This window comes from Adhaeretor mobilis (assembly GCF_007741515.1).
In the GTDB taxonomy this organism is placed as follows: domain Bacteria; phylum Planctomycetota; class Planctomycetia; order Pirellulales; family Lacipirellulaceae; genus Adhaeretor; species Adhaeretor mobilis.
In genome coordinates this window covers 2047501-2066393 of sequence record NZ_CP036263.1, presented here as the reverse complement: position 1 = coordinate 2066393, position 18893 = coordinate 2047501, and the positions used below count along the sequence as shown (strand labels likewise).

Here is an 18893-nt window from a genome sequence, read left to right as displayed (position 1 = left end):
CCGACTCGAAACAGGCATACCCCAGCTCAGCAATCATGTCTCCAACAACAAGGTTCCCAGATGATTTTAACTGGGGAGTAGGCACCAGCGCGTATCAAATTGAAGGTAGCGCAAGCACTGGGGGCCGCGGGCCGAGTGTGTGGGATACCTTTTGCCAACAGGAAGGCACGGTGTCCAATGGTGACCACGGGGGCACGGCCTGCGATCACGTCAATCGCTTTCGCGAAGATGTAGCACTGCTGAAACAGATCGGCGTCGGTGCCTATCGCTTCTCGATCTCTTGGTCGCGTGTTATGCCAACCGGTGAAGGCCTAGTCAACGAGCCGGGGTTGGCGTTCTACGAACAACTTGTCGATGAACTACTCCTCGCAGGCATCACGCCTTGGGTGACCCTGTTTCATTGGGATTACCCGCAGGCGCTATTTGAACAAAGTGGCGAAAAGGGAGGTTGGCTTAATCCAAAAACGGTCGACTGGTTCGCAGTTTACACGCGTGTGATCATCGAGCGGCTTTCGGATCGCGTGTCCCACTGGATCACACTCAACGAGCCGCAATGCTTCTTGAGTTATGGTCACGGCGACGGCACAAATGCGCCCGGCTTGAAGCTACCTCTGGCAGAGCAGTTGACCGCGGCCCATCATGCGCTTCTTGCACATGGCCGCGCGGTGCAGGTCATTCGCGAGCGGGCAAAGACTCCACCAACGATTGGCTGGGCACCTGTGGGAGTCGTCAAAGCGCCAGCGTCGCCAGCGCAGCCAGATATCGAAGCAGCTCAGAAAGCAACGATGGATGTGCCCACTAAATCGTTATGGAACAACACGTGGTTCAACGATCCGGTCTTCCTCGGCCACTATCCCAAACCCGGCTTGCGGCGTTTCGGCAAAGATGTCCCAGAGTTTACTGCCGCCGACATGGAAATCATCGCACAGCCTGTGGATTTCCTTGGGCTCAATATCTATACCGCACAACACGTGAAGGCGGGCGATCCTGGCGATCAGCCAACTCCCCCCGGTACGCCGCGCACCGCGTTTGATTGGCCGGTTGTAGAAGACTCGCTCTACTGGGGCGTGCGCTTCCATGCCCAACGTTATCAAGTGCCCATCGTGATTACCGAAAACGGCATGGCCAATGTCGATTGGGTTCACACCGACGGCCACGTCCACGATCCACAGCGAATCGACTACACGCGACGACATCTAAAGTTTTTAGCCAAAGCGATCGACGAAGGATTCGACGTGCGGGGCTACTTCCATTGGTCGCTATTGGACAATTTCGAGTGGGCCTTCGGCTATGACAAACGCTTCGGACTAATTCACGTCGACTTCGAGACCCAGCAACGTACTCCGAAAGACTCCGCTAGGTGGTATGCCGAAGTCATCGGCAACAACGGGTTCTAGATCCTCTGGAAGCGGGGGCTTTGCCCTGGAGTCTCAAATACTTTGTCGCGGAAGAACTTCTTGAATCATGCGACTGGATTTGCCAGCTTGAACTACTACTTCGCTAATAAATGTCGCCAAAAATAGCGGTTTCTTGCAAGCATCTCAACTCGGAACTGAACTACCGCCGGCTGAAGTCGGTGGTAGTTCAGTTATTGGTGCCCTTCCCGCAGAGGGCTCGAGCTTCAAGCCGGAGACGCAAGTCGAACGCATCGCCGCGCGAAACGATGAGCATTATCGACAAAAGGTGCCGAAGACCATGCCAGAAATGCGATCTGCGATAGTTCCCGCTGCTGGGAAGCGGGGAAGTCGTGAGCTAGCGCAGAGTGGGCTACCGAAGATAAGGGCGATCTCGACGTTTCCTGCCAGAGAGGTCGTTGGCAAGACAATTGATTTGGAGGGATTACGCGGGGAATCCTCTGTGCCGCCCCTGGTAATTGTCAACGCAAAGCCCATACTTCCCGTGACCGCATGAAAACCTGGCAATTTCCGCCATTCCTCCCGCTCAGGCCAACCCTCCCTGGGACCGCGTGACCGGGACGTCTCATGTGACTATAATGGACGGTCACAATTCAACTGCGAGCAAGCACTACCGTTTTGGGATGCCAGACCGCTGATCGCTAGCAGGAAAATCTTCAGGCGACACTGACCGAAGCACAATATTACCAGGAGAGATTCATGGGCAGCAACAATCAAGATTCACCTTCTCCGTCACAAAGCACTTCGCGGCGTAACTTCCTCCATACGACTTCCGCTTTAGCGGCAAGCGGTGCATTAACCGGAGCGATGGGAATCGCGCGGGCAGCGCACCCAGGAGGAAGCGATGAAATAAAGATTGGCCTTGTCGGAGCCGGCGGACGTGGCACCAGCGCAGCTGCTCAAGCCATGAACACCGAAGGCCCCACGAAGCTTGTCGCTGTGTGCGATGCGTTTGAACATCGGCTGAAAGCTTGCATGAAGCAGCTGAGCAGTTATGGCGATAAAGTCGATGTTCCCAAGGAACGTCAACATGTTGGTTTTGATGCCTACAAGAAGGTGTTGGAATCAGATTGCGATTTAGTGATTTTGGCAACGCCTCCCGGCTTTCGTCCGCTGCACTTCGAAGCTGCGGTCGCGGCGGGCAAGCACATCTTCATGGAAAAGCCGGTTGCCGTCGATGCCACTGGCGTCCGTCGTGTGCTGGAAGCCAACAAGAGCGCCGTAGAGAAGAACTTGGCCGTAGCTGTCGGGCTGCAGCGTCGGCACGAGCAAGCTTACATCGATACCGTGAAGAGAATTCGAGAAGACAACCAGATTGGCGACATCGTCTCCGCACGAGCCTATTGGAATGGCGGCGGTGTGTGGGTGCGGCCACGCAAGCCGGAGCAGTCTGAAATGGCCTACCAGATGGAGAATTGGTACTACTTCAACTGGCTATGCGGCGATCACATCACTGAGCAGCATATCCACAATCTCGACGTGATCAATTGGATTAAAGACAGCTACCCAGTGAGTGCCCAAGGCATGGGCGGTCGCGAGGTTCGTACGGGCATTGATCACGGTCAGATTTTTGATCATCACTTTGTGGAGTTCACCTATGCGGACGACTCGAAGCTCTTTAGCCAATGCCGCCACATTCCCAACTGCTGGTCAAAAGTTGGCGAAACCGTGCAAGGCACCAATGGCCGTGCCGATGTGGGTGCAGGAGAGATTTACGACGCTTCAGGCAAGAGTGCGTGGAAGTATGGTCGAGGAGGTCGCGGCGGACATCAGCAGGAACATCACGACTTGTTCGCCTCTCTACGGGCAGGCAAAATCCCTAACGAGGCAGAATACGGCGCTATGAGCACCATGACCTCCATACTCGGAAGAATGGCCACGTACTCTGGCAAGATGATCCAAATGAAGGACGCGCTCGCCTCAGAACTGGTTGTTTCGCCGGTCGATGAATTCCATTCCTTCGACGATACGCCGCCGGTCGTGCCTGACAGCAATGGCCGCTATCCCTTGCCAGTCCCTGGCAAGACTGCAGTTGTGTAGCAAGTGGCTCGCTCCTGAAGGCTCAACCTTGTTCTCTGGTGATTGTTCACGTATGAATCTACGCTTGCTTAGCGATTTTGGCTTGGTCCCGATTGGCTGGATGTTGATCGGCATCACTATACTCGTTGTCGCCGGGTTTCCGCTTGCGCCGACCGCAACGGTAGGCGCGGAAGTCGCGACCAAAACTGAGACGGGTGAATCAGCCACGACGGAAGAGACGGAAGCTGCACAAGAAGATTCTCAGCCTGCGGTAGAGCAAGGTAAGCAAGCTGACGAAGAGCCTACGCCAGAAGCTAGCCCCGCCAAAGTCAAATCGCAGACCGAATCCGAAGAGCACGTGCTTCCCCCAGGCTTGCAAAAAAAGAAACCGCCCGAGGGTGTGTATGTCGAGACTGATCACGGCTACATGGTGCCTTACTCGCAAATGCTGCCCGGCACGGAAGTCGAGTTCGAGATGATCCCAATTCCAGGCGGCAAGTTCACACTCGGCAGTCCTGAAACGGAAGCGAATCGGAACGCCGATGAGGGACCGCAAGTCGAAGTGGAAGTACCACCCTACTGGATGGCAAAAACGGAAACCACCTGGGCGGAGTATGGTGAGTTCCTAAGGCTCTACAATCAGTTCAAACAAATTGAAACACTCCGCTCGCAGACTCAAATCGATCCTGGCGAGAAGAATGCTACCATGAACGTGCTGGAGCGCTTGCCCGCATTGCGAGATCAAGTTGCCTCGACCCCTAGCGAAGTGGATGCCGTAACCAGCCCGACTCCGCTCTACTCTCCAGATGTCACCTACGAGTCGGGCAATGAACCCGATCAGCCCGCGGTGACGATGACCCCCTACGCGGCTCGACAATATACGAAGTGGCTCAGCGTGATCACCGAGCAAAGCTATCGGCTCCCGTCGGAAGTCGAATGGGAATATGCTGCCCGCGCAGGTTCGAGCACCGCCTACTCGCACGGCGATAAGACGGACAACCTTGAGGATTACGCCTGGCTAGATTCTAATAGCGATGATCGCAGCCATGCGGTTGCCAAAAAGAAGCCTAACCCGTGGGGCTTGTACGACATGCACGGTAACGTGGCGGAGATCGTCCTCGACGAGTACGCTCAAGACGCTTACGCTGCCCTAAAAGAGCTACCCGAAGCCAGCGCCGAGAAGGCGATCCGTTGGCCGGAGAAACAATTTCCACGCGTCGTGCGAGGTGGCAGCTGGTTGGACGAAGCCCCAGCGTTGCGCTCGGCAGCCCGTTTCCAGACTGACGATTTAGAATGGAAAGTAAGCGATCCGAACTTGCCCCTGAGCCCTTGGTGGTACACGGAGATCTATCCTGCCGGCGGCGTCGGCTTCCGCGTGATCCGCCCACTTGAGCCGCTCACCAAAGAGCTGCAAAAGAGAGCTTGGGAAATCGATGCCGAAGAACTGAAAGCTGCTGTCGAGGCACGCCTGGAAGAAGGTCGCGGCGCTTTTGAAGCTATCGATCCGAAACTCCCCGAGGCGATTGAGCAACTTGATCAGGCTGAAGTGCAGAAGTTACTGAACTAGCTATCTCTTGCAGTCGCGACTTCCGAAGACCTGATTCTGATGGTTCGCAAATAGTTTGCAAGCAATCTTTTTTTCTGGTTCCGGCTGGGGGGTGAGAGATCTCACAGACTCACCACGGTGTTATCCGTAGCTTGTCTCTTGCTTCGGTTCAATCCACTGAACAATGCCAGACAGACGGCATCGAGCACACTGCGAAATCCTCAGCATGATGGCTACGACATGAAGTCCACCCAAAGATCTCTGCTCTTGTTCGCTGGAGCGGCCTTCCTACTAGCTGGTTTCCTCGCCTACGAAGCAATTGCTGGCGACCGTTGGACAGTGGGCGTCCAGCACGCGCAGAATTCCCTTGTTTCTGCTGAGAAGATTGACCACGACGATTGGGATCGCTTGCTCAAGAAGTACGTCGACAATAACGGCATGGTCGACTACCGTGGCTGGAAGGCCAACTCGGAGGACACCGCGAGGCTCGACAAATACCTTAGCAACTTGTCGCGTTACAACCCAGAAGCGAAATCCACACGACCTGCGCAACTCGCCTTTTGGATCAACGCGTACAACGCAGCCACCATCAAGGGCATTCTGCGCGAGTACCCCACCAAATCGATCCGCGATCACACAGCAAAACTCCTTGGCTACAATATTTGGGATGATCTACTATTGCTGGTCGGCAATAAGGCCTACTCGCTCAATGAAATGGAGCATAAAGTGCTTCGTAAAATGGGCGAGCCACGCATTCACTTTGCTATCGTCTGCGCATCGATTGGCTGCCCTCCCCTCTTGAATGAGGCTTACCAGCCGGAGAGCCTCGATGAAAAGCTCTCAGCCAACACCCGTCGATTTTTCGCGGACCCATCCAAGTTGAAGTACGACGCGAAGGAAAACCGCCTCTCGCTCTCCCCAATAATTAAATGGTTTTCGGAGGATTTTGGAGAGTCCCAGCAGCAACGCATTAGATTGATTGAACCCTATTTCCCAGGAACAACCCAGAAAAGCCTGGCTAATCTAGATGAGATAACGGTCAACTATCTTCCCTACAGCTGGGATCTGAACGAACAGAAAATGAGTCTCCCCAGTCGTGAGTGAACTGTTTCACACTGCCAAACGTAACCGCCTGCCGAAACTAGTGATAGGAAATCGGCAACTATCTTCACTCTCCATTGGAAGGATTCCTATGGCCTCTACGAAAACCTGTTCACTGGCATTGATTCTCGCGAGCTTCTTACTCTACGGCTGCCAGTCGCCGCGCGGCTGCCCAGGTGGACGATGCAGTAGCGGATCTTGCGCTAGCGGTTCCTGCGGCACCTGCAGCGGCGGATCTTGTGGAATTTCGCCTCAAGCAGCTTATACTGGGAGCCCGCAAAGCTATTCTGACACCTCGAATTACCCGGGTGAATCCGTGGCCCCCTACTCAGGACACTCTTACCAGCCGAGTGCGCCCGCACCTGCTGGCGGGGGGATGCAATCGGGAAGCGGTACTCGCTAAGAGGCAGATTTGCACAGGAAAATTCGTTCGGTCAAGTCGTTTGCCATAACCTCAACGAAGAGTTAGGCTGCCAGGGGTGTGCCGCAGTGTGCAACATGATGAAACGAACTTTCCCCAAACTCCACGATTCCGGATGGCTACGCCCGACTACAGCGACACAATCGTGGTGATCCCAGCGCTCAACGAGGATCAATCGCTCCCGAAGGTGCTCGCTGATTTGCCGCCGGTTGGTTGCGTCATCGTGGCGGACAACGGATCGACGGACGCAACCGCCAGCAAGGCACGGGCTGCAGGTGCGATCGTCGTCCGCGAGCCTCGCCGCGGCTACGGCTCCGCTTGCTTGGCCGGCTTGGCGAAGCTCGAAGAGTTGATTGTTTCAGGCCAGCTGCCGACACCCAAAGTCGTGGCGTTCATTGATGCCGACTACAGCGATCACCCGGAAGAAATGCCACGGCTGGTCGAGCCCATTCTCGACGGTGAGGCGGAAATCGTCATCGGTTCACGCATCCTAGGCAAACGCGAGCAGGGCGCTCTGCCGCCGCAAAGTCGCTACGGCAATACGCTTGCCTGTTTTCTCATGCGCGTACTCTTCGGCATTCGCTACACAGACCTCGGCCCGTTCCGCGCGATTCAGTACCAAGCCCTAAGAGATTTGAACATGTGCGACGTCGGCTTCGGCTGGACGATCGAAATGCAAATCAAAGCCGCTCAAGCAACGCTGGCATACTTGGAGGTACCCGTTTCTTATCGTTGCCGCATCGGACAGAGCAAGATCACAGGAACCTTGCGGGGCTGCGTATCTGCAGGGGCGAAAATCCTTTACACCATTGCCAAGTACGCTGTGCGTCGCGACTCTCCTGCGTCTGGTCGCTCTGCTGAAGTGCCGCGAGAAGTCGTCTCACCTGCAATGGATGTAGCGGATCGGGCGTTGTGATGTCGCGAGACAAAACTCAGATGCCTGAACGGCCTACCCCTTCGAAGGGCTTCATTGGCAGTTGGGGCTGGCACCTGCTGGGCCTAGCGACCTTGCTCAGCCTTGTCGGATACTGGCATCTGCTCTCATTGAGCGCACTCTACGTTGATGAATCAAACGGCATTGAACAACCGACCATCAGACTCCTGGTGCTTTTGCTCGGGTTGTTTGTCGTTTATTGGCATGCACTGTGGCTCGTGCTGCAAATGCGTTCAACGCGAATGCTTGCTGTAGCGATTGTTTGCACCTCAGCGATGTTTCGTTTCGTCGTGGTACCGTCCACACCCATCTTAGAGATCGACTACCAGCGTTACATCTGGGACGGTGCCGTGCTGGCCGAAGGAATTAGCCCCCATAGCTACGCTCCCGGTGAGGTACTGGAGGCCATAGAGCAAGCCGATGCTGGAATGCCGCCTGAGGAAATATGGCTTGCTGAACTCGTCGAACTTAGCGGACGGAGCGAATCACTCAAGGAAAGCTTGGAGACGATTCACTACAACGAGCTGACTTCGCCGTACCCGATGATCAGCCAGCTTGTCTTTGCCTTGGCCGCGAAGATCACGCCCGATGAGGCGAGTAGCTACCAGCGTGTCACAACCATGAAGGCGGTGCTCACTTGCTTCGACCTGGTAACGCTCCTATTGGTCATAGGTCTGCTACGAAGCTGCGGGCAGCACCTCGGCTGGAGCCTATGCTACGGTTGGTGCCCCCTATTGCTCAAGGAAATCGCCAACGGCGGGCATCTTGATTCGATTGCGATCTGTTTTTCAACTGCTGCGGTGTGGGCTTTGGTTTCTCGAATGAGTTATCGCACAGAAGAACTCACAGCGTACTCACGAGGTCGTCCGCTCATTGCAGGCCTGCTATTAGGTCTTGCGATCGGAGCAAAGATCTATCCCATTGTTCTCTTTCCGCTCTTTGCTACCTATTGGCTACGGCGCGGCAGCACTTTGAAGGTCGCGCTGGGCAGCATGATTTGCGGTACGATCGCTTTGGCTTCGCTGGGCCCACAAATTGCACCATGGTTTGGACCACACAAGCAAGAGGTTCAGGAGGATGGCGGCATCGAATCGTTCCTCGCGCGCTGGGAAATGAACGATCTGCTGTTCATGTGCGTGCGCGAGAACCTGCTGCCGCAGGACAATACTCCTGCCAGAAAGAAACCTTGGTTTGACGTGATCCCAAGTAGCTGGTCGCGCTCAGTGCTCGACAGCTACTCAGCAGCAAAGTCCAAGCTCCTCAAGTCGGAGATTCCGCTACTAGAAAATGGGAAGCCTAGATATTCTCACATCTCGTTCGAACTGACTCGCGTCATCATGGGACTGGCGACGCTGGTGATTGCCTGCACGCTGGCTTGGCGGGCGACTCATCCGGAGCGATCGGCGGACGAGGTCGTCCGAGCCGCGTTTCTCACGCTGACATGGTTCTGGCTTTTGTTTCCTGCTCAGAACCCTTGGTACTGGTGCTGGACGCTCCCTTTCCTGCCCTTTGTGCGCTATCGAGCTTGGCACGCCATGGCAGCCCTTCTATTGCTGTACTACTTAAGGTTTTGGCTAGAAACGCACTTCCCCAATCCGGGAGTCGCCGGCACCGCCTACGATGGCAAATACTTTTTTTACTTCATCATTCCCTGGATCGAATTCGGCATCCTACTCTCGGTACTGGCGGTCAGTTGGTTCTTCGCCCAGTCAGCGAATAAAAGGTCAAAGTTGGCAACGCTCAAATCAGTGTGAAGCTGCGTACAGAAAGCTACCACGCCAGCGGCTACTCTTATCATAGAGGGGGGCAAGCTGCCCTCCTGCCCCCTGAGGTGCTGTGGCCGGCGGTGATTCCCAACCCCAACCTGTTGATGAGGGACCGCATAGCCCCATCGATTGAATCGCCGGCCACGCACCGTTTTCCTTCAGCATCTAGGGCTCTTCGACGGAGCGATTTCCTGCCTAGAGTTGCTACCGGATCGCAGTTGCAGGTTTGTTACAGCAAACTTGATAGCGGATTAGATGCTTTCTTCAAGGTAGCTAGCACTCCTCTCAATGACGTCGTCTAGTGAGGCGTCAGGTGGTATTCTCTGCAGTTCTCCTTGATAAGCCTCCGCAACCAAACCGTCGAGCAATGGTTCGCAGACTCCTACTCTTGCCTTTCTTGTTAAGCCTAGCCACAGGCCCGTACGCATACGCGCAGAGTAGTAGCCGAGGCATGCCCAGGCCAGGGGCGGCTGATGTCTCGCGGCCCAATCCCTTCTTGCCTCAGACTTCAAAAGCCCAGCCAAAGAACTTGGCTTGCGCGGGCTACTGCGCTGTCTCGCTCGTCAACGAAGGCAACTGGCTACCTGGCGAGGCGAAACTCCATGCCGTGTACGATGGGCACCTCTACAAGTTCGCCGACGCTCGCAAGCAGGCCATCTTTGCTGCCGATCCTGGTCGATACGCCCCAGCCCTCAGCGGCGATTGCGTAGTCACCTATGCCGAGGGGGGGAAGCGCACCCCAGGGGAGTTGCGCTACGGCATTGTACATGGCGAACGACTCTTGTTCTTCGCTGATGTGCAGCGTTTGGAACAATTCAAGAAATCGCCGGAGAGCTATCTCGACGCAGATCTCGTTCTCACTGGAAAGTGCCCGCTAACACTCCTTACCGAGCAGCGAGAAATCGCCGGTTTGCCTGCTTCAGAAGTATCACACAACGGCCTACGTTATCGCTTCGCCGATCTGCAACTTCGCGCCAGGTTTCTCGCGGATCCCATGCCGTTTCAACGAGCTTTGGGAATTGAGCCAGCGACTGAAGAGTTCGGATCCAAACCCGAATCCACCGATCAACCAGACTCGCCCACTCGACTCTCTACGCAGAGCCCGGTGTCAATGAATGGCTTCTGCCCTGTGAGCCTGCTGTCCGAAGGGGCTTGGAAGCGAGGCTTGCCTTCTCAGAAGGCATCCTTCCAAGGCCACAACTTCCACTTTGCAAGTTCCGAAGCGAAACGAACCTTCGAGGAAAATCCCGAGCGATTTGCCCCGGCAGCGCAGGGCAACTGCTTGGTCACACAACACGAAATGGGCCGGCGAGTCTTAGGAAGTGTGTATCACGCGGCAGAATCCCAAGGCCAGCTTTATCTAATGGCTGGAGCAGATGAGAAGGAAAAGTTCCTCGCCTCGCCAGAACGATATGTCCGGAATACAAAGCGGGACAAGAAAGCTGACAAATTATCCGTCGGCGTCCAAAACGAATCGAAACTTCCCAGCACTACAACTGCAAACGCAAACGCATTACGGAATCGCTCTGATTCACTTTGGCAAGCCATTGTGCCGAAAAACGCAGCTCTCCCGGAGAACTCTGCAAGGTGAGCAGCCCGGGATACATCCCTTCGAACTTCTCTCCGCACTTGGCGCATTTCGTTAGGTGGAGACGAACTTTCTCCAACAAATCGGGGGAAAGAACCTCGCCCTCTGGTACTGCCACACCCTTAAGCTGAGCTTGATAAGCGGCCAAGTGCGGACGACACTGCGAGCAAGAGATGCCGCCGTGCATGTTGTCACCAGATCGAGTTCCCGCAAACATTGCGGCGCCTACGAGCAGGACGGCACTTGTGGCAGCAATGCCGCGCAGCGTTTGTTTGCGACGCTTGGCGGCATTCAATCGGTCAGCCATCGAAACGAGCACGCCTGCAGGGCAATTGTCCCACACCGTCTCATCTCGCTGCGAATTGTTTTTCGAATGGCTACTCATGGTTGGTCTCTTTCGTCTGAGAGAAAAGTCTGCAAGAAAAGTCTGCCAAACTTCACCCCAACAGTCGTATTATCGTCTTCTCTGAGGATAAATTCTGTAAAACAACGCACAATGCCAGCAAAAGCGATGCTTACGGAACCAATATTGTCGTGATTCATCCGTATTTGTTTGCTGTCTATCTAGGCTGACGCGATGGCCGGGGCGGGCTGATGAACACTCTCGGCCATTTTTGCAAGCTCGGTAAGAATGATCTTCCTGCGCCCTAATTTGAGTTTTCCTTCGCTTTGGAGTTCGCCCAGCACCACGGTCACGGTTTCGCGCGTGCTGCCAATGACGCTCGCCAAGTCCTGATGCGAGAGTTTGATCTTCAGCTCGACGCCATCTGGCGTGCGCCGTCCGTAGGTTTCTGCAAGTTCCAGCATCAAATGCACGAGTCGTTCACGATTGGAATGGAAGAGCAGGTATTTGAGTCGTCGTTCGACGCGTTGCCTTCGCAAGCCAAAGAGCTTGGTAACGCCGAGGGAAACTTCAGGGTTCTGGCGGATGAGCTCCTGTATTATTTCGCGGGGAATCATGACGATGGTCGACTTCTCGACCGTTTCCGCATACTCCTCACGTTCCACGGCACCTATCAGCGAGAGCTCGCCGAAGAGTTCACCCGGCTCGATGAAAGCGAGAATCGTTTGCTTGCCCTCTTCGGTGAAGCTCCCAATTTTCACCCGTCCACGCACCAATAGCATGACTCCGTCGGCTTGATCAGCCGGCAAGTAGACAGGAGTATTTCTGGGAAATTCGCGTGAGCGGCTACGCAACTCGACCTCGTGAAGCTGCTCGGGTCGCAATCGCTGGAAGAGGTCGCAACGTTTCAAGAACCAAAGTCGTTCAGACATGCTTGCTTTGCTGCTGTGGTGTTGATCCTCGCACGCGAGGCTACTTGGTAATGCCTTATCTTATCCTTGATAACTTTCCGAGTGAATGACAAAGCTGGTGAGCTCCATACTCTCGGCTACTCAAGTGTTAGCTGTCTAACCCTCGGTGGCCCAATATCCGCCCCGAGCATGGTCGAAGAGAGCCTCTTGGCCAGGCGTCGACTCGTCGACCCTTTCCTCAGCGAGGACTTGCCCTCGATCGAATACTTGACGCCCCCCGACCCAAGTCCTTACGGGGCAACCGATCAATTTTTGGCCATGCCAAGCACTCCAGCCGCACTTGGTGATCTGCTGCTCGTTGCGAATCTCATGCTTCTTGTTGAGATCGACTAACACCAAGTCCGCATCGTAGCCCTCGACGATCCTTCCTTTGTCAACAATATCCCAGACCCGGGCCGGTGCGTCGCACATCCAGTGGACGACCTGCTCGAGGGAGCAGCGTCCTGCATTCACTTGGTTGAGCATCAACGCTAAGCTATTCTCGACGATCGGCATCCCCGAGGGCGACTGCGGATAGGGCTGCTGCTTTTCTTCCCAGGTATGCGGCGCGTGATCGGTCGCAATCACTTGAATTCGACCATCGAGAAGTGCCTGCCAAATTCGCTGATTATCCTTGGCACTCTTGAGCGAAGGATTCATCTGGGCAAGCGTACCGAGACGCTCGTAATCTCCCGTATTAAGTAAGAGATGATGCGGGCAAGCTTCAGCCGTTATCAGGTTCTCATGATCGGCAAGCAGGTCCGTTTCGTCGCCAGTCGAAACGTGCAGCACATGAAATCGATGTTTGTGACGTTTTGCAAGATCGATGGCCCGCTTGGTGGCGATAACCGCAGCAGGCACATCGCGAATTCGCGAATGATCGGCAACGTCCGTCGTCCCGGCATAGCGTTCGGCATTGGCACGCACGGTCGATTCGTCCTCGCAATGGGCTGTGAGAGGCAGAGTCGTTTCGGCAAAGATGCGCTCGAGCGCCTCCTGCCCGTCAACGAGCAGATCCCCCGTGCTGGAACCAATGAAAATTTTGATGCCCGGCGTATTCGTAGCCTTGGCCAGATCCGCCACATTGTCGGGAGTTGCACCAATGTAGAAGCCGTAGTTCACAAGCGACTTGGTCGACGCGAGCTTGCGCTTTTTGTCGAGTAGTTCCTGCGTGGTCGCATTGGGGATCGTGTTGGGCATCTCCAGGAACGTCGTGACTCCGCCCTTCGCGCAAGCGCGAGTGGCGGTGCGCAGGTCCTCTTTGTGCGTCAGACCCGGATCGCGAAAATGGACTTGATCGTCTATCACACCGGGCAGGAGGTGCAAACCTTGAGCATCGACCGTCTCGTCCGCATCGGTGTGAACGGCAGCATCAATCGAGGCGATCTTACAGGCAGTGAGCAATACATCCACTTGCTCGATGCCGCTGGGCAGTACGACTTGGGCACCGCGTATAAGTGTTTTCATGGCTAATCGGTTATTTGTTAGGGGGCTTCATCTGTTGGGGAGAAGCGTTCTTCGGTTTCTCTCCGTTTCCACCAAGCCAGCCTCGCCGCCAGAAGTAATATACTTGCCCTAGGGCAATTGTTCCCATGAGCCCCAAGGCAATCGGGTACCCCCAGGGCCAATTCAACTCCGGCATGTTGAGCTTCGACGCCTCGGGGTTGAAGTTCATGCCGTACAGTCCTGCGAGAAATCCCAAGGGAATGAAAATGGTCGAGATGATCGTGAGAAACCGCATCGTTTCGTTCATGCGATTGCTTACCGCAGTCGCATAGTGATCTCGCACATCACTGCAGGCATCCCGATAGCTTTCTAGTGCATCTAAGACTTGCACAACGTGGTCGTGGCAGTCGCGGAAGTGAATGATCGCTTCTTCGCCAATCAACCAATCGTGCTTTCGCATAAGCCCGTCGACCGCATCACGCAGCGGCCATACGATGCGTCTCAGCAGGCGGATTTCGTGCCGCGTGGCGTGGATGTCCTTAACAATGTCGCCACTGTGCCCCGCTTCGACACGATCATCCAAGTCATCGAGTTTGTCGCCAAACGATTCGAGTGCGGGGAAGTAGGTGTCGATCACCGCGTCCATGAGGGCATAGAGCAGATAGTCCTCGCCTGAAGAACGAGTCGTGCCACCCTTGACCTCCAAGCGTTTGCGCAGAAAGTCAAAACAATCATTCGTGCGTTCCCGCCAACTAACGACGAACCCCTCGCCCGCGAAAAAGCTGACCTGCGAAATTGCCAGTGATTTTTTGTATGTGGTCGTATGTGCGACAGCAAACAGGTGGTTTGGGTAGCCCTCGATTTTGGGCCGCTGAGGTATGTTGCTCATGTCCTCCAAGGACAGCGGATGTAACTTAAGTAGCTCGCCCAACTCCCGAATAACGCTTTCCTCCTTCAGGCCGACCGCATCGATCCACAACACCGGGTACTTGCCGATGAGTTTCTTGATTTGTGCGACCGTGCAATCGAGCTTTTCGACAATCTCATCGGGGCCGTAGGCAGTGGCATGAAGACGCGTCGGAGCGGCCTTCTCTGGAACAATAATCGTACCGGGCCGAGTATTCGGCTTCACACGATGCCGTAATCGCCAGCGGCGTTTTTTCTTGTTCGGATCTCGCTTCAAAATCGCCATGGCTGCACCATTGGATCGAGTGACTCCTTGCTCGGGCTCAGGCCATAAAAGTAGACCATAAGCCTCGGAAAAGCCAGATAGACCAGCTTTGAATGCCGCGCGAGGCGTAGCTCACGGGCTAAAGGTCTTCGTAGATCAATGCAATCGCAAACTCAAAAGTGCCTTAGCTGTCGACGGGTCGAGACATCTCCGCCTGCACATCGGGGATGTTCGTAAAAGCGATCCGCATGGGGGCTGCCTCGCGGGTATCGTGCATGGAAGCGAAATAGAGCGCATTGAGGCCCAGCTTCTCATTGACCAAGTCCATCGCCTCGGTAGCGCGACAAGGGCGGCGGTCTTCCTCGAATAATGGCAACGAGATCTGACCGGCCGGTTTTAGATCCAACAGCGTAATAGCCGCCTGGAGAGGCCGACCCCCGGGAGGACGCTGGCTCCACTGGCGATTCAGATGATTCAGCAATGTCGGAGTGTCCTGGACCTGCCCGACATACGGCTTGACGGTCCAATTCGGCATTTCGCCCACGTATTTAATAGTGATTGCCATGCGGCTGGTTAGAAAACCCATGGTCCTGAGCCGTGCAGCGGCCTTATGCAGCAAACGCACGAGTACGGCGTAAGCCCCTCCATCGGTGCGAAGCTTCGGTGGCAGCACATGTGAGTGTCCCACGGTTCGCCGGGTGGTTTCTCGACTCGAGTACTGATCCCCGCGCAGCATGAGCCAGTACTGCTCGCCCACCACGCTCTTCCAGGCTTCACGCATTTCTTTTCGCGAGAGTGAACAAAGTTGCTGCATCGTGCGAATACCGCACTTTTGTAGTCTGCGCAGCATGTTGCGACCAATGCCAGGTAGATCATCAAGTTCGAGTTGGTAGAGCCGGTTCGGCAAATCGTCGCGTGTGATGACCACCAAGCCGTTTGGCTTCTGCATGTTGCTAGCCACTTTTCCCAGAAAATGATTCGGAGCGAGGCCGATTGAACAGCGAAGGTAGGGGCCGACCTGCTCGGCAATGACTCGTTTCACCTCCGCCGCTAAGCCGCGAGCAGCTTCCACTTCGCGATGTTGTGGTGAGAGGCGGCAGTGCATTTCGTCGATCGAGCAAACCTCGTCCACTGGCAGCACGGTTTCCACGGCTTTGATGATCTGGTGATGCAGCGTGATGTAATTTTCATGCCGCCCCTCTACGAGCTGCAAACCTGGGCACATGCGTCGAGCTTGGCCCACATTCGTGCCTGTGCGAACGCCAAAGGGGCGAGCCTCGTAGCTCACCGCGATGCAGCAGGTGGCATCGGTCAGCGAAGGCACTACCGCCACCGGCTTCCCCCGCAGCGCAGGATTAAGCTGCTGCTCCGCTGAGGCGAAGTAGGAATTCATGTCGAGGAAGAGTGAGCGGAGTTGAGGCATCGTGCTGCTGAAACGGACCCAGTAAATACTAAACGCTTGTCCAGTATACTTCGGCGCGAGGTGGGCAACAAGTTGAGCTCGAATTTCTCGCTAGCGGAGCGCGTGGACATTAGGCTTGCTAGATTACAAGCTCCGAGCGGATGGCCCGCGCCGAGATCGGTTTCCAAGCTTCGAGGTCCGGGCTCACACAATTGATGAGGGGATTTTAGGATCGCCTCGTTGAACTTGTGCCAAGATGGCAGATCAAGTGCACTCACTAGATGGGGCTACATTTTTTTGGGAACAATCCCTACTTTTTGGTACCTGGCCCAACGATCATCACCGTCCCAGTCCTCTGGCATCTTTAAACGAAGTCCATTCTGGTTTAGGGTCCGGTCCTCTTCACGTGTAACTACTACGCCCACGCAGAAACTGCTCAAGATATCTTCAACCTTCTCGGGCGTTGGATTCTTAAGATCAAAAAGCATTTTGATTATTACGGATTTGGGAACAGCATGCTCGTGTATGAATTCTGTCGCTATTCGATCGCTAGCAAGAGCCTTCTCAGACCAAAATGGGCAGCCCTCATACTTCCCGTGAAATTCGGACCAAGCCCAAACTGTTTGCGCAAGAACAACATGCTTTGTCCCGTAGTGAAGCGATTGCGACGCCATGATTTCTGCTACATCCTTACAAATCACCTTCTTGCTGCGATACCTCGGACTCTTTTCCGCTATTTTCGCCATCAGACTTCCCTAACAATTCGGCAGTGCTTACAGAAATCGCTGTTCCCATAATAACACGCGAGCTTCTGAGGGCGCGGAGGTGTTTTGTAACACCTTGCCCTTCACTGGTGGCTACCGGGCGAGGCGTGGCTCGCCGGCTACTACTCACGCCAGCGAATTTCCACGATTTCAGCGTCTATCTCTCTGGGGCCTTTCAATCTCAGCGGATAAGAAAACCGAACTGAGGAGGCTAACCCTCAGATCAGTCTCTATTCTGATTCCATTTGCCCTGGATTCCTTCACCCCCTCCCCCACCGCTCGCGATTGTACTACTCCGATTTACCACGAGGAATTGAGAGCGTCTGCCGATCTTCACATGCAAGGATCCGGGCGGTCTGCACGATTTGCCCAATGTGGTAAGAGTTGTGCGACATCGAACAAGCAATCGCGCGAGGAATTGAAAGTTGACACCCGTGGATCGTGATTTCATTGAAAAATTCGTCCGGTAGCATTGTTCATTGGACTACGACCCTTGGCCCGACACACGAGCGTGGAGCTCCCAGAGCACATTCCAGCAATAAACTGGGTACTGAGCGCCTCTGCGTGGGACGATTGCTGTAATCCCTCAGCGCATAAAAACAACCTAAGGTGGCTAGCCCTTGGACCGGCGCCCAGATTCATACCACTCTTAGAACCCCACGACGGGCAAACTTGCCAGTCACGTTGGGATGGCGGACTGGCTCAGCATTCACTCATGCTCACTGGGATGAGCACGGCGAGTCCGCCATCGGAAGTCTCTTTGTAGTTTTCATGCATACCCTGGGCCGTCTCCCACATCGTTTGAATGACGCCATCCAGGGAGACGCAAGCGTCAACAGGATCTCGTTTCAATGCCATGCGGGCGGCCGTGATTGCTTTCATCGCTCCGAAGGCGTTACGTTCGATGCACGGCACTTGTACCAATCCACCGATGGGGTCGCAGGTCATGCCGAGGTGATGCTCCATGGCTATTTCTGCCGCGATCGCTGCTTGAGATGGTGTCGCGCCCAGCCCTTCAGCCAGTGCTGCGGCAGCCATCGCTGACGAAACACCGATCTCGGCCTGGCATCCGCCCATCGCGGCCGAGATTGTTGCTCCTTTCTTGAACAAGCAGCCGATCTCGCCAGCGCTAAGTAGAAAATTGTAGATGGCTTGCTTGTCAGCCCCGCAAAAAATTCTGAAGTAAAGCAGCACCGCTGGAATCACGCCGGCCGATCCGTTGGTCGGCGCGGTGACCACACGTCCTAGGGCTGCATTTTCTTCATTAACTGCCAAGGCAAAGCAGGTAACCCAGTCGATCACTTCGGAGAAGCCACTACTCTGCTGCGCCGTTTTCTCGATTTCTTGAAACCAACCGAATGTATGCTCTGCCTGGGTTTGCGAATGCAGAGTACGAGCATACGCAGCCGCACGTCGTTTTACCCCCAGTCCGCCGGGCAGGACTCCCTCGGTATGGCAGCCACGGAAGACGCAGTGCAACATGGTGTCGTAAATCTGCTGCAAGCGATCATCTATCTCTTCATCCGTGCGCCATGTCTGTTCATTGCGTCGGACCACTTCGGAAATTTTTCCGTCAATTGCCAGACAGCTTGCTAGAAGATCGCCTGCCGAATCGATCTCATACGGCAGTTCCACTCCGTTCTGCTGGCCTATTTCGTCCTTTTCGGAAATGACAAAACCACCCCCCACTGAGTAGAACTCTGCCTGGATGATTTCCTCTTTGGGCAGGGCAGCCACAAAACGCATTCCGTTAGGGTGTATCGGTAGCGACTCCCCTTTGTGAAAAATAACGTCCCTAGAGGGCTCGAACGGTACTACTTGCTGTCCTAATAGCTTGATGTATCCCTGGAAGGCAATCTCCTGGATTCTTGCTGGGATATCATCCGGGTCGATCGCTTCTGGGTCGACGCCTGCAAGGCCTAGCTGCACGGCAACATCCGTGGCGTGGCCTTTACCCGTTTTGGCAAGTGACCCGTAGAGGTGAACCGTCACACGGGAAATTCCTGCAAGATTTCTCGATGACATCT

General features: G+C 55.0%; 16 protein-coding genes (1 of these 16 running past the window's edge). 8 read left to right on the top strand and 8 right to left on the bottom strand.

What is annotated here, in order from left to right; translation table 11 throughout:
* The first annotated feature begins 35 nt into the window (after positions 1-35).
* From HG15A2_RS08065 to HG15A2_RS08030, 8 genes are all read left to right on the top strand, one after another.
* Positions 36-1397: a GH1 family beta-glucosidase gene (locus HG15A2_RS08065; protein ID WP_218932404.1), complete on the top strand. Its 1362-nt coding sequence runs from the start codon at positions 36-38 to the stop codon at positions 1395-1397.
* Between the two features lie 133 nt (positions 1398-1530).
* The gene (locus tag HG15A2_RS08060; RefSeq protein WP_145059540.1) at positions 1531-1911 is read left to right on the top strand and encodes a hypothetical protein; all 381 of its coding nucleotides are present in this window, start codon (positions 1531-1533) and stop codon (positions 1909-1911) included.
* 203 nt (positions 1912-2114) lie between these two features.
* The gene (locus HG15A2_RS08055; protein ID WP_145059538.1) at positions 2115-3455 is read left to right on the top strand and encodes a Gfo/Idh/MocA family protein; all 1341 of its coding nucleotides are present in this window, start codon (positions 2115-2117) and stop codon (positions 3453-3455) included.
* A 52-nt stretch (positions 3456-3507) separates the two neighbouring features.
* Complete coding sequence (locus tag HG15A2_RS08050) at positions 3508-5001, top strand: SUMF1/EgtB/PvdO family nonheme iron enzyme (RefSeq protein WP_218932403.1); 1494 nt, start codon at positions 3508-3510, stop codon at positions 4999-5001.
* 219 nt (positions 5002-5220) lie between these two features.
* The gene (locus HG15A2_RS08045) at positions 5221-6084 is read left to right on the top strand and encodes a DUF547 domain-containing protein (protein WP_145059534.1); all 864 of its coding nucleotides are present in this window, start codon (positions 5221-5223) and stop codon (positions 6082-6084) included.
* A 533-nt stretch (positions 6085-6617) separates the two neighbouring features.
* Complete coding sequence (locus HG15A2_RS08040) at positions 6618-7418, top strand: glycosyltransferase family 2 protein (RefSeq protein ID WP_145059532.1); 801 nt, start codon at positions 6618-6620, stop codon at positions 7416-7418.
* A 20-nt stretch (positions 7419-7438) separates the two neighbouring features.
* On the top strand, positions 7439-9190 hold the full coding sequence (locus HG15A2_RS08035; RefSeq protein ID WP_218932402.1) for a glycosyltransferase 87 family protein: 1752 nt from the start codon (positions 7439-7441) through the stop codon (positions 9188-9190).
* A 379-nt stretch (positions 9191-9569) separates the two neighbouring features.
* Positions 9570-10793 carry a hypothetical protein gene (locus HG15A2_RS08030; protein WP_145059528.1) on the top strand — a complete coding sequence of 408 codons (1224 nt, stop codon included), beginning with the start codon at positions 9570-9572 and terminating at the stop codon, positions 10791-10793.
* Here the strand turns inward: HG15A2_RS08030 and HG15A2_RS08025 are convergent.
* The 8 genes from HG15A2_RS08025 to HG15A2_RS07990 form a co-directional block, all read right to left on the bottom strand.
* Positions 10693-11175: a hypothetical protein gene (locus HG15A2_RS08025; RefSeq protein ID WP_145059526.1), complete on the bottom strand. Its 483-nt coding sequence runs from the start codon at positions 11173-11175 to the stop codon at positions 10693-10695. The genes HG15A2_RS08030 and HG15A2_RS08025 overlap by 101 nt on opposite strands.
* Positions 11176-11354: 179 nt before the next feature.
* Positions 11355-12065 (bottom strand): Crp/Fnr family transcriptional regulator, encoded by a 711-nt coding sequence (locus HG15A2_RS08020; protein WP_145059524.1) that lies wholly within the window; start codon positions 12063-12065, stop codon positions 11355-11357.
* A gap of 135 nt (positions 12066-12200) precedes the next feature.
* The gene (locus tag HG15A2_RS08015) at positions 12201-13550 is read right to left on the bottom strand and encodes a dihydroorotase (RefSeq protein ID WP_145059522.1); all 1350 of its coding nucleotides are present in this window, start codon (positions 13548-13550) and stop codon (positions 12201-12203) included.
* Between the two features lie 10 nt (positions 13551-13560).
* A complete protein-coding gene (corA, locus tag HG15A2_RS08010; RefSeq protein ID WP_145059520.1) occupies positions 13561-14721 on the bottom strand; it encodes a magnesium/cobalt transporter CorA in 1161 nt (386 codons plus the stop codon).
* 163 nt (positions 14722-14884) lie between these two features.
* On the bottom strand, positions 14885-16123 hold the full coding sequence (locus HG15A2_RS08005; RefSeq protein ID WP_145059518.1) for a Y-family DNA polymerase: 1239 nt from the start codon (positions 16121-16123) through the stop codon (positions 14885-14887).
* A gap of 266 nt (positions 16124-16389) precedes the next feature.
* Positions 16390-16848, bottom strand: a complete 459-nt coding sequence (locus HG15A2_RS08000) for a hypothetical protein (RefSeq protein ID WP_145059516.1) — start codon at positions 16846-16848, stop codon at positions 16390-16392.
* Positions 16849-17156: 308 nt separating this feature from the next.
* Positions 17157-17339, bottom strand: coding sequence for a DUF1572 family protein (locus HG15A2_RS25080; protein WP_145059514.1), 183 nt, complete (start codon positions 17337-17339; stop codon positions 17157-17159).
* A 229-nt stretch (positions 17340-17568) separates the two neighbouring features.
* A protein-coding gene (locus HG15A2_RS07990) for an L-serine ammonia-lyase (protein WP_145059512.1) crosses the window boundary here: on the bottom strand, positions 17569-18893 show its 3' portion. The gene runs 163 nt beyond the window's last position; 1325 of the gene's 1488 nt are visible here — the last part of the coding sequence; the start codon falls outside the window, past its right edge — the gene reads right to left on this strand; it ends in the stop codon at positions 17569-17571.

Excerpts from the sequence above, each read along its gene's own strand:
- HG15A2_RS08065 (WP_218932404.1), top strand. The coding sequence starts at position 36 with ATGTCTCCAACAACAAGGTTCCCAGATGATTTTAACTGGGGAGTAGGC.
- HG15A2_RS08055 (WP_145059538.1), top strand. The coding sequence starts at position 2,115 with ATGGGCAGCAACAATCAAGATTCACCTTCTCCGTCACAAAGCACTTCG.
- HG15A2_RS08050 (WP_218932403.1), top strand. The coding sequence starts at position 3,508 with ATGAATCTACGCTTGCTTAGCGATTTTGGCTTGGTCCCGATTGGCTGG.
- HG15A2_RS08045 (WP_145059534.1), top strand. The coding sequence starts at position 5,221 with ATGAAGTCCACCCAAAGATCTCTGCTCTTGTTCGCTGGAGCGGCCTTC.
- HG15A2_RS08040 (WP_145059532.1), top strand. The coding sequence starts at position 6,618 with ATGGCTACGCCCGACTACAGCGACACAATCGTGGTGATCCCAGCGCTC.
- HG15A2_RS08035 (WP_218932402.1), top strand. The coding sequence starts at position 7,439 with ATGCCTGAACGGCCTACCCCTTCGAAGGGCTTCATTGGCAGTTGGGGC.
- HG15A2_RS08030 (WP_145059528.1), top strand. The coding sequence starts at position 9,570 with ATGGTTCGCAGACTCCTACTCTTGCCTTTCTTGTTAAGCCTAGCCACA.
- HG15A2_RS08025 (WP_145059526.1), bottom strand. The coding sequence starts at position 11,175 with ATGAGTAGCCATTCGAAAAACAATTCGCAGCGAGATGAGACGGTGTGG.
- HG15A2_RS08020 (WP_145059524.1), bottom strand. The coding sequence starts at position 12,065 with ATGTCTGAACGACTTTGGTTCTTGAAACGTTGCGACCTCTTCCAGCGA.
- HG15A2_RS08015 (WP_145059522.1), bottom strand. The coding sequence starts at position 13,550 with ATGAAAACACTTATACGCGGTGCCCAAGTCGTACTGCCCAGCGGCATC.
- corA (WP_145059520.1), bottom strand. The coding sequence starts at position 14,721 with ATGGCGATTTTGAAGCGAGATCCGAACAAGAAAAAACGCCGCTGGCGA.
- HG15A2_RS08005 (WP_145059518.1), bottom strand. The coding sequence starts at position 16,123 with ATGCCTCAACTCCGCTCACTCTTCCTCGACATGAATTCCTACTTCGCC.
- HG15A2_RS08000 (WP_145059516.1), bottom strand. The coding sequence starts at position 16,848 with ATGGCGAAAATAGCGGAAAAGAGTCCGAGGTATCGCAGCAAGAAGGTG.
- HG15A2_RS25080 (WP_145059514.1), bottom strand. The coding sequence starts at position 17,339 with ATGCTACCGGACGAATTTTTCAATGAAATCACGATCCACGGGTGTCAA.